This window comes from Maritimibacter alexandrii (assembly GCF_005871115.1).
Lineage (GTDB): Bacteria > Pseudomonadota > Alphaproteobacteria > Rhodobacterales > Rhodobacteraceae > Maritimibacter > Maritimibacter alkaliphilus.
In genome coordinates this window covers 540,305-551,029 of sequence record NZ_SWKQ01000011.1, presented here as the reverse complement: position 1 = coordinate 551,029, position 10,725 = coordinate 540,305, and the positions used below count along the sequence as shown (strand labels likewise).

Annotated in this window: 6 protein-coding genes; 2 read left to right on the top strand and 4 right to left on the bottom strand. The window is 66.1% G+C overall.

The window, feature by feature from the left end; translation table 11 throughout:
• Nucleotides 1-73 precede the first annotated feature (73 nt).
• The 3 genes from der to FCT00_RS10805 all read right to left on the bottom strand — a co-directional run bounded on the left by der (nucleotide 74) and on the right by FCT00_RS10805 (nucleotide 3,616).
• Nucleotides 74-1,519, bottom strand: a complete 1,446-nt coding sequence (gene der / locus FCT00_RS10815; protein ID WP_138423031.1) for a ribosome biogenesis GTPase Der — start codon at nucleotides 1,517-1,519, stop codon at nucleotides 74-76.
• A gap of 46 nt (nucleotides 1,520-1,565) precedes the next feature.
• On the bottom strand, nucleotides 1,566-2,915 hold the full coding sequence (locus FCT00_RS10810) for a PQQ-like beta-propeller repeat protein (RefSeq protein WP_040885390.1): 1,350 nt from the start codon (nucleotides 2,913-2,915) through the stop codon (nucleotides 1,566-1,568).
• A 62-nt stretch (nucleotides 2,916-2,977) separates the two neighbouring features.
• Entirely contained in the window at nucleotides 2,978-3,616 is a 639-nt protein-coding gene (locus FCT00_RS10805; protein WP_008328315.1) for a hypothetical protein, read from the bottom strand.
• A gap of 193 nt (nucleotides 3,617-3,809) precedes the next feature.
• Here FCT00_RS10805 and FCT00_RS10800 point away from each other — a divergent pair, with 193 nt between their 5' ends.
• Nucleotides 3,810-4,913: an efflux RND transporter periplasmic adaptor subunit gene (locus FCT00_RS10800; RefSeq protein WP_138423029.1), complete on the top strand. Its 1,104-nt coding sequence runs from the start codon at nucleotides 3,810-3,812 to the stop codon at nucleotides 4,911-4,913.
• Nucleotides 4,910-8,728, top strand: coding sequence for an efflux RND transporter permease subunit (locus tag FCT00_RS10795; RefSeq protein ID WP_138423028.1), 3,819 nt, complete (start codon nucleotides 4,910-4,912; stop codon nucleotides 8,726-8,728). The genes FCT00_RS10800 and FCT00_RS10795 overlap by 4 nt, the downstream gene beginning before the upstream one ends.
• Before the next feature lie 148 nt (nucleotides 8,729-8,876).
• Here the strand turns inward: FCT00_RS10795 and FCT00_RS10790 are convergent, their stop codons facing one another.
• Nucleotides 8,877-10,721: an ABCB family ABC transporter ATP-binding protein/permease gene (locus FCT00_RS10790; RefSeq protein WP_138423027.1), complete on the bottom strand. Its 1,845-nt coding sequence runs from the start codon at nucleotides 10,719-10,721 to the stop codon at nucleotides 8,877-8,879.
• Nucleotides 10,722-10,725: the final 4 nt, after the last annotated feature.

Below are 10,725 nucleotides of genomic sequence, written 5' to 3'. Positions count from 1 at the left end.
CGGCAAAGCCGGGCGCCCCACCGGGGGGCGCTGCCCCCCGGACCCCCCGAGGTATTTTCGGACCAGAGAAGACCTATTCGTCGGCGCGTCCCTTGCCGAGATGCTTGCGCAGACGTGAGGGCGTCGATTTCGTCTTGTTCTTGTAGGGGTTTTTGTCGGCCTGCGACCGCATGTGCAGCCGGATCGGCGTGCCCGGCATGTCGAAATTCTCGCGCAACCCGTTCACGAGGTAGCGCGAATAGGCATCGGGCAGCTTTTCCGGGTTCGAGCACATGACGACGAAGCCGGGCGGGCGGGTCTTCACCTGCGTCATATAGCGCAGCTTGATCCGGCGGCCCGACGGCGCGGGCGGCGGGTGCTGGGCGATCATTTCGGCCAGCCAGTCGTTCAGCTTGGCGGTCGGGATGCGACGGTTCCAAACCTCGTGCGCGCGCATCACGGCAGCATGGAGCCGGTCCATGCCCCGACCCGTCTTGGCGGAAATCGTCACCAGGGGCGCGCCGCGCAACTGTGGAAGCAGTTTCTCAAAACCGTCGCGCAGGTGCTTGAGTTTTTGTTGTTTTTCCGCTTCGACGTCCCACTTGTTCACGGCAACCACGACCGCGCGCCCCTCGCGCTCGGCCAGGTCCGCGATCCGCAGATCCTGTTGTTCGAACGGGATCGCGGCGTCGAGCAGCACGACGACCACCTCGGCGAATTTCACCGCGCGCAGACCATCCGCGACCGACAGCTTTTCAAGCTTCTCCTGCACCTTGGCCTTCTTGCGCATCCCGGCGGTATCGAAGATGCGGGTCGGCGTCCCTTCCCAGTCGAAGGCGAGCGAGATCGAGTCGCGGGTGATCCCGGCTTCGGGTCCGGTCAGAAGCCGTTCCTCGCCGATCAGCCGGTTGATGAGCGTCGATTTGCCCGCGTTGGGCCGCCCGATCACGGCGACCTGCAAGGGCTTCTCGCGGGTCGGAATGCGCGGCGCGCCTTGGTCCACGTCCACGTCCGTTTCGGGTTCGGGCGACGGGCGCGACGCCATTTCTTCGGCCACGGGCGCAAGCGCGGCCGCCAGATCGCCCATCCCCTCGCCATGTTCGGCGGAAAGCGCGATGGGTTCACCCAGCCCCAAGCCCCAAGCTTCGATCATCCCGGCCTCACCCGCTTTCCCTTCGGCCTTGTTGGCCGCGAGGATCACATGGGCGTTCTTCTTGCGCAGAATGTCGGCGAAAATCTCGTCCGTGGGCAGCACGCCCGCCCGCGCGTCGATCAGGAACAGGCAGGCATCGGCCATCTCGACCGCGCGTTCGGTCAGGCGGCGCATCCGCCCTTCGAGCGAGTCGTCGGTGGCATCTTCGAGCCCGGCCGTGTCGATCACGGTAAACCGCATCTCCCCCAGCCGCGCCTCGCCCTCGCGCAGATCGCGCGTGACGCCGGGCTGGTTGTCGACGAGCGCAAGGCGCTTGCCGACGAGCCGGTTGAACAGCGTGGATTTGCCGACGTTGGGGCGGCCAACGATGGCGAGGGTGAAGGTCATTTCAACTCTCCGGACGTGAAGGCGCCCGCATAGAGATTTCGCGCCCTCAACGCAAGGCCATCAGCGAGCCCTTTTCGCTGACGATATAAGCGATCCCGCCAACGATCACGGGGCGCGAGGCGGCTCCGGCGGGCAATTCGACGGCCCCGACGAGCGACCCGCTGGCCGGGTCGAAGGCGCGCAGCATCTTGTCGCCCGACGCGACCCAGAGCCGACCACCGGCCAGCGTCGGCCCGTAGCTCGGATAGATCGCCTTGAACCGGCGCGGTTTCTCGTTCTCGTAGCCCGGCAGCGGCACACCCCAGACCCGTTTGCCGGTCGAGGCGTCGAGCCGCACGAGTTCGAGGTTGTCACCCACCATGAACAGCGAGCCGCCAGCCACGACCATCGGCCCGGTCGCCCCTTCGAGCGCGGTCCAGCGCAGCTGACCGTTGGTCGACACGCCCACGCTGGCCCCGGCCACGGTGCCGGCGTAGATCATAGAGCCGTTCACGACCGGCGCGCCGGTGATTTCCGACAGGATGTTATAGGCCTGGCCGTTGCGCTTGCCCTTCACGGGCACGACCCAACTCGGCTCGCCCTTGTTCGCATCGACGCCGACGAGGCTTTCAAGCGAGAACGGCATCACGATGGTGTTGCCCGAAACGGCGGGCGACGAGGCCCCGATCACGCCCGGCGCCTGCGGCGTGCCGGGAAGGCGCCAGACGAGGCGCCCGTTCGAGATATTGACGGCGTAGCCCACGTTCGCGGTCGACATGACATAGGCGGTGTTGCCCGAAACGGTCGGCGCGCCGGACCCCGGCGAGCCCAGATCCTGACGCCAGCGGACCGCGCCCGAGCCTGCGTCGATCGCGACGAGTTCACCGTATCCGGTCGAGGCGAGCACAAGCCCGTTGGCATAGGCCAGCCCGCCGCCCGATGCCTGCCCGGCCCGCTCGCCCGGCGGTGTCAGGTCCGAGGTCCAGAGCCGTTCGCCCCCCGTGGTGAGCGCGGCGACGGTGGATTGCGAATCCATGACGAAGACCTGCCCGCCCGCGATGACGGGTTCGGCGGTGATCTTGTATTTGCGGGTGCTGCCCTGTCCGAAATCGGTGTTGAAGATCACCTGCGGCGCAGAAGAAAAGGCCACATGCGGCACGTTGTTCTGGGCGTTCGCGGCGACCTGCGTCCACGACCCCAGCGAGCTCATCCCCGGCAGGGACACCGCGCGGGTGACGTTCGCCTCGGCCTCGGCCTGTTCACGCACGAAGGCGGCGGCAGCGTCCTCGCCCACGATTGCCGGGTCCGGCGAATAAATGTTTTCGCGTTTGCCTTGAAAGATGACGTCCCTGTCGCAGGCGCTCAGGGCGCCGACGGCCCCCACCAGTGCCAGTGCGATCAAACCTTTGCGTGTCACGCGCGTGTCCCCCAAGATCTGCCCGTTCTTTTCGCGCACGCGGTCAGACCGCGCCCGCACTGTCATTCCACCGTGCCGCCGAGCGCCACGATCAGTTGCGACGCCCGTTCGCGCAGGGAATCCCCTGCCTCGGCATCGTCCATCAATGCATTCAGCCGCGCAAGGGCGGCCTCGGCGTCGCCCGCCTCGATCTCGGCCAGCGCCAGTTGTTCTTCGGCCAGCACCCGGAACGGGGCACCCGGCCCGAGCAGCGGATCGAGGGCGGCGACCTTTTCGTCCGCCGTCATCGGCGAGCCCGGCAGCATCACGCGCTTGAGCGTGGCGAGGTCGCGATAGAGCGCGGGATAGCTCGTGTCGCTCTCGATCGCCGCCAGCAGTTCGTCGGCGCGCTCCGGCGCTTCGGCTTCCGCCGCCTTGATGAGCCCGATCACCGCGGCCGCATCCCCCTCGGCGGCCACACCGTCGAGGGCCGCCAGCCGGGCCTCGGCCCCGTCGGCATCCTGCGCGGCGAGAACCGCGTCGCCGGTCGCCTGCGCCTGACGTTGTTCGCGCGCTTTCAGGAATTCGTTCACGGCGGCCCCGCCGACGATGACGACGACCAGCAGAACGCCGACCCAGCCCCATTTGCGAAACAGCGCAAAGAGCTTGTCGCGACGAACCTCTTCGGTCACCTCGTCGATGAAACTATCGGGATTGCTCACGTGCTCGGCCCCCAGCGCCTTTTTGCGTCACTTTTGACCACTTCTTTACCGGAAAGGCGCGAGGTTTGCCAAGGGGCGCGGCAAAAGTGATCCAATATCTTGTCATATACGCATAGAGTGATGCCAAACCCTTGTTGCAAAGGGTGCTGCGGGCTATGTGAAACGAATTAACGACTTGGGACATGAGGACAGCATGAGACCCATTCCGATCCTGACGGCGCTGCTGACGGTCGCAGTGCTGTTCATGCTGGTCTTTCAGCGCGAAATGGTGCGCGATTTCGTCGGGCTCGGCAGCGATGCCGAAGCCGCGGTCGAGGAAGACGCCCCCACCGAAGAGACCACTGACGCCTCCCGTATTTCGGTGATCGCCATGCGCTCGGCCGCGCAGGAGATCGACAGCGCCGTGGTGGTGCGGGGCGAGACCGAGGCGACGCGTTCGGTCACGCTGATGTCCGAAGCCTCGGGCCGGGTGATCGCCGCCCCGGTCGCCAAGGGCGATGCGGTTGCGGAAGGCGACGTGCTTTGCAGCCTCGACCCCGGCACCCGCGAAGTCGCGCTGAAACAGGCGCAGGCGCAGTTGACCGAGGCGGAGCAGAACCTCAATGCCGCCGAAAAGCTGTCGGAGGGCGGGTTCGCCGCCGAGACGCGCGTTCTGTCCGCCCGTTCCGCGTTCGAGGCCGCGCAAAGCGGTGTCGAACAGGCCGAGGCCGCGCTCGACGACCTCGACATCCGCGCGCCGTTCTCGGGCCTGATCGAAGACGACCCCGCCGAAATCGGCGCGCTTCTGCAACCCGGCAGCCCCTGCGCGACGGTGGTTCAACTCGACCCCCTGAAACTCGTCGGCTACGTGGCCGAGCTTGACGTGAACCGCGTGTCGATGGGCGCCCCGGTCGGCGCGCGCCTTGCCACCGGCGATCAGGTGCAGGGCCGGATCACCTTCATCGGTCGCGCCGCCGACCCGGTCACGCGCACCTTCCGCGTCGAGGCGCAGGTGGCCAATCCCGATCTTGCGATCCGCGACGGCCAGACCGCCGAAATCCTGATCCAGTCGGCCGGGCGCACCGCGCACCTTCTGCCGCAATCCGCGCTCACCCTGAACGACGCGGGCGATCTTGGCGTGCGGGTGGTGGGCGAAGGCGACGTGGCCCGCTTCATGCCCGTCGACCTCGTGCGCGATTCGACCGATGGGGTCTGGGTCGCGGGCCTGCCGGACGAGACGGCGGTGATCGTCGTCGGACAGGACTATGTGATCGACGGTGTCGCCATCGACCCGACCTATCGGGAGTCCGGCACATGAACGGCGTCGTCGATTGGGCGGCCTCACGGGCGAGGATGGTCCTCGCCTTCATCATCCTGTCGCTGACCGCCGGGATCGCCGCCTATGTCGGCCTGCCGAAAGAGGGCGAGCCGGACATCGAAATCCCCGCCCTGTTCGTCTCGGTTCCCTTCCCCGGCATTTCCGCCGAGGACAGCGAGAACCTGCTCGTGCGCCCGATGGAGCAGGAGCTTGCGGATATAGACGGTCTCAAGACCATGACCGGAACGGCGGCCGAGAATTATGCGGGTCTCGCGCTCGAATTCGAGTTCGGCTGGGACCGCACCAAGGTCATCGCCGATGTGCGCGACGCGATGAACGCCGCCGAGGCGAAATTCCCGTCGGGGGCCGACAAATATTCGGTCAACGAGATCAACTTCTCGGAATTCCCGATTCTGGTGGTGAATTTCACCGGCGCGGTGCCGGAGCGGATGCTTGTGCGGCTGGCCCGCGAGGTGCAGGACGAGGTCGAGGGCATCGAGCCCGTGCTCGAGGCGCAATTGACCGGCGCGCGCGACGAGATGATGGAGGTCCTGATCGACCCCCTGAAACTCGAAGCCTACAACGTGACGGCGGGCGAGCTCATTCAGGTCGTCACCAACAACAACCAGTTGATCGCGGCGGGCCAGATCACCACCCCGTCCGGCGCCACATCGATCAAGATCCCATCGTCCTTCGACGATGTGCAGGACATTTACGGCCTTCCGGTCAAGGTGAACGGCGACCGCGTCGTGACGCTGGGCGATCTGGCCGAAATCCGTCTGGCGTTCGAGGATCGCGCAGGCACGGCACGCTTCAACGGCGATACGACCGTTGCCCTACAGGTGGTCAAGCGCAAGGGCTTCAACCTGATCGACACCGTGGCCGAAGTGAAGGAGGTGGTCGAAGCCGCCACCGAGGAATGGCCCGACGAGCTGAAACAGGCGGTCGAGGTCCGGTATTCCAACGACCAGAGCCACGTCATTTCGTCTATGGTCAGCCAGCTTGAAGGCTCGGTCATCACCGCCATCGCGCTGGTGATGATCGTCGTGCTCGCCTCGCTCGGGATGCGCTCGGCGTTGCTTGTGGGCTTCGCGATCCCGACCTCGTTCCTGTTGACCTTCGCGCTGTTCGCGGTGCTTGGCGTGGCGATCAACAACATCGTCATGTTCGGCCTGATCCTCGCCGTGGGGATGCTGGTCGACGGGGCCATCGTGGTCGTCGAATACGCCGACAAACGCATCTCGGATGGCGTCGGCCCGATGTCGGCCTATACCGAGGCCGCCAAGCGGATGTTCTGGCCGATCATCTCGTCCACCGCCACCACCCTCTGCGCCTTCCTGCCGATGCTCTTCTGGCCCGGCATCCCCGGCGAATTCATGGAAATGCTGCCGAAGACGCTGATCTACACGCTGACCGCGTCGCTGCTGGTCGCGCTGATCTACCTGCCCGTCATGGGCGGCGTTGCGGGCCGGCTGTCACGCTCGCTCGAACGCGCCTCGCACGGGCTGCGGGGCTGGCCGTGGGTGGTGCGCGCCGCGCTGGTCCTCCCGGCCTTCGCGCTTCTGTTCGTGGCCGCGCTTCAGATCGCCAATCCCGACTTCCTGTTCGGGCGGGGTTCGAACCCGTTGGATGGCGCCGTGGCCATGCTGCCCGGCATCGTGCTGTTCGTCGTCATGGCGCTGGTCACCACCATCCTGCTCGACGCGACAAAACCCAAGCGCAAGCCGAAGAAGGTGACGGGCACCTACCGGCGCACCGGCTTCGGCGTCATCATCAACGCCATCGTCGGCAATCCGGTCATGCCCATCGTGACCATTCTGGGCGTCATGGCGCTCGTCGCCGGGATCGGCATGGATTACGGGCGCAACAATCAGGGCGTCGATTTCTTCGCCGACACCGCGCCGGAACAGGCAATCGTCTATGTCCGGGGGCGCGGCAACCTATCGATCGAAGAGAAGGACGACATGGTGCGCCGGGTCGAAGAGGTCGTGCGCGCCGTGCCGGGAGTGAAGAACGCGTTTTCCTTCGCCGGCGAAGGCGGTCTGAACCAGAACACCGGCGGCGCGGCCGGCCCGCGCGACACCATCGGACAGGTCCAGATCGAAATCGCCACCTTCGAGGATCGCCCCTCCTACGATGTGGAGGACAAGCTTCTCGGGATCATCCCCTACACCCGCACGGTGCGGGACGCAGATTACGACGGCAAAGTCGTGGTCGAGCGGCTGAAACGCGATCTGGCCGGGCTCGAAGGCATCCCGACCGAGGTCGCGGGCATCGCCGGCGGCCCAGCCTCCACTAAACCCGTGAACCTGCGCCTCAAGGGCGACGACTGGAACACGCTTCTGGCCGCCACCGAAACCACCCGCCAGTTCTTCGAGGGTCTGACGGGCCTTGCGCAGGTCGAGGATACGCGCCCCCTGCCCGGCATCGACTGGCAGCTCAACATCGACGTGGAAGAGGCCGGGCGCTACGGCACCGACGTCGCCACCGTGGGCGGCATGGTGCAACTCGTGACCACCGGGCTTCTGCTCGACACGATGCGCGTCGACGGCAATGACGAGGAGATCGAAATCCGGGTGCGGTTCCCGGCCGAGGACCGCGTGCTGTCGACCCTCGACACGCTCAAGGTCCGCACCGCGCAGGGCCTCGTGCCGCTGTCGAATTTCGTCACCCGTGAAGCGGTCCCGACCCTCGCCCAGATCGACCGGATCGACCAGTCCCGCTATTTCGACGTCAAGGCCGCCGTGGACCCCGGGCTGGTGGTGCTGACCGGCCCCTCGGGCGACACCCGGACGCTTGCCGTGGCCGAGGCCGACCGGATCATCGCGAACGCCGCCAATCCGGACGACTTCCGAAAGACGCCCGTGACCTCGACCGAACGGATCGAACGGATCACCGAATGGCTCGAAGCGGGCAACCTTCCGACCGGCATCGACTATGAATGGGCGGGCGACTTCGCCGATCAATCGGAATCCACGGCGTTCCTGGGCAAAGCCTTCGCGGGCGCGTTGTTTCTGATGTTCATCATCCTCCTGGCCCAGTTCAACTCGTTCTACAACGCCGTGCTGGTGCTGCTGGCCGTGGTCCTGTCCACCGCGGGCGTGTTGTTCGGGATGCTGGTGATGGGCCAGTCCTTCTCGGTCATCATGACCGGCACCGGGGTCGTGGCGCTTGCGGGCATCGTGGTGAACAACAACATCGTGCTCATCGACACCTATCAGGAATACGCCCGCTACATGCCCCGGATCGAGGCGATCACCCGCACCGCCGAGGATCGCATCCGCCCGGTGCTGCTGACGACGATCACGACGATGGCGGGCCTTGCGCCGATGATGTTCGGCCTGTCGCTCGACTTCATCGGGGGCGGCTATTCGGTGAACGCCCCGACCGCGCTCTGGTGGGTGCAACTCGCCACCGCCGTGGTCTTCGGCCTCGGCATCGCGACGATCCTCACGCTGGTCTTCACCCCTTCTATGCTGGCCCTGCGCGTCTGGGTCGGCGTCGGCGCCTACCGGAGTGCAGCGGGCCTCAAGGCGATGACCTGGGGCCGCGGCTCACGCACCGCCCGCGACCTCGCGCTTCAGAAACAGGCGAAAAAGACCAGCGTGGACGAATTCGTGTGGGACTTCGATGCACCGGCCATCGAAGAGGACGAGGGCGAAGCGGAGCCCACAGCCGACGAACTCGACTACCTGCTTACCGCCCGCCGCTCGGCAGGCGACGGGATCGACGCGGACGTGGCCGAAGAGGCGGCCGAGGCCGAGGATGAACACGACGAAACCCGTCGAGGCCCGGACATCAAGGCCGCCGAATAACCGCGCCCCTCTTCTTCGGTCTCAAAATACCTCGGGAGGTCTGGAGGGCAGCGCCCTCCAGACGCGCCCCCGGCCGCGTCCCACCGCGACGACCCGCCAGCGGCGGGGCGGCGCAAACCCTGCGCGGGCGCACACCCGCACGATCAGGTCACGCCGCTTCGTCCTCTTCCTCGGCAAGCTGGCGCGCCCACATCGAGGCGTATTTGCCGCCCTTGGTCAAAAGCGCGTCGTGACGGCCTTCTTCGATCACCTCGCCGTCCTGCAAGACGACGATCCGGTCTGCATCGGCAATCGTGGACAGCCGGTGCGCGATGGTGATGACGGTGCGCCCCACGCCCATGGCCTTCAGGCTCATCTGGATGTCGCGCTCGGTTTCGGTGTCCAGCGCGCTCGTCGCCTCGTCCAGAAGCAGGATCGGCGGGTTCTTGAGCAGCGTGCGCGCGATCCCCACCCGTTGCTTCTCGCCACCAGACAGCTTCAGCCCGCGTTCGCCGACCTGCGTGTCGTAGCCTTCGGGCAGGCTCATCACGAAGTCATGGATCTTGGCTGCCTTCGCCGCCGCTTCGATTTCGCCGAAGGTCGCGCCATCGCGCCCGTAGGCGATGTTGTAGCGGATCGTGTCGTTGAACAGCACGGTGTCCTGCGGCACCACGCCGATGGCGTCATGCACGCTTTCCTGCGTCACGTCGCGCAGGTCCTGCCCGTCGATGCGGATCGCGCCCCCGGTGACGTCGTAGAACCGGAACAGAAGCCGCCCGATGGTGGATTTGCCCGACCCCGACGGGCCGACGATGGCCACCGTCTCGCCCGCCTCGGCGGTGATCGTGACCCCGTGCAGGATGGGCCGCGCAGGATCGTAACCGAACTCGACCGCATCCAGTTCGACCTTGCCGCCCTTCATGTCCAGCGGCTTGGCCCCCGGTTTGTCCGTCACTTCGGCGGGCTGTTCGAGCAGGTCGAACATCTCGGCCATGTCCACCAGCGCCTGCCGGATCTCGCGATACACCGAACCGAGGAAGTTCAGCGGCATGGTGATCTGGATCATGTAGGCGTTGACCATGACGAAATCGCCGGTCGACAGCGTGCCGTTCTGCACCCCGATGGCCGCCATGACCATGACCGCGACCAGACCCGCCGTGATGATGAAGCTCTGGCCCGCGTTCAGGAACGCGAGCGACTGCGACGTCTTGATCGCGGCCCCCTCGTAGCCCTCCATCGCACCGTCATAGCGCCGCGCCTCGCGCTTTTCGGCGCCGAAGTATTTCACGGTCTCGAAGTTCAGAAGGCTGTCGATGGCCTTTTGGTTCGCATCCGTATCCTGATCGTTCATCAGCTTGCGGAGCTTCACCCGCCACTCGGTCACGGCGAAGGTGAAGCGGATATAGACCGCGATGGTCGCCACGACGGCGGCCAGATACCAGACATCGAAGAGCACGAAGAAGATCACGCAGACCAAACCCAGCTCGATGAAAAGCGGGATGATGTTGAACAGAAGGAAGCGCAGCAGGAATTCCACGCCCTTCACCCCGCGCTCCATGATCCGGCTGAGGCCCCCGGTCTTGCGCGTGATGTGATAGCGCAGGGACAGCGCATGGATGTGCTGAAACGTCTGAAGCGCCATCGACCGCAGCGCGCCCTGCGCCACTTTGGCGAACACGGCGTCGCGCAATTGCTGGAAGCCCACGGACAGGAACCGGGCGACACCATAGGCCACCGTCAGGCTCACCGCACCAAGCGCCAGCATCCAGGCCGCGCTGTCGCTCGCCTCGCCGGTCAGACCATCGACGGCGGCCTTGTAGAACAGCGGCGTCGCGACCGCGATCAGCTTGGCCCCGATGAGGAGCGACATGGCGACGACGACGCGCCACTGCGTGTCGCGGTCGCCTTTGGGCCAGAGGTAGGGAATAACGCGCTGAATCGTGCGTAGCCCGGTGCCCTCATGCGCCCCCGACGCCCGCGCATCGCTCACCGTCCGTTGTCCGCCACGTCTCATGCCG

Excerpts from the sequence above, each read along its gene's own strand:
- der (WP_138423031.1), bottom strand. The coding sequence starts at position 1,519 with ATGACCTTCACCCTCGCCATCGTTGGCCGCCCCAACGTCGGCAAATCC.
- FCT00_RS10800 (WP_138423029.1), top strand. The coding sequence starts at position 3,810 with ATGAGACCCATTCCGATCCTGACGGCGCTGCTGACGGTCGCAGTGCTG.
- FCT00_RS10795 (WP_138423028.1), top strand. The coding sequence starts at position 4,910 with ATGAACGGCGTCGTCGATTGGGCGGCCTCACGGGCGAGGATGGTCCTC.
- FCT00_RS10790 (WP_138423027.1), bottom strand. The coding sequence starts at position 10,721 with ATGAGACGTGGCGGACAACGGACGGTGAGCGATGCGCGGGCGTCGGGG.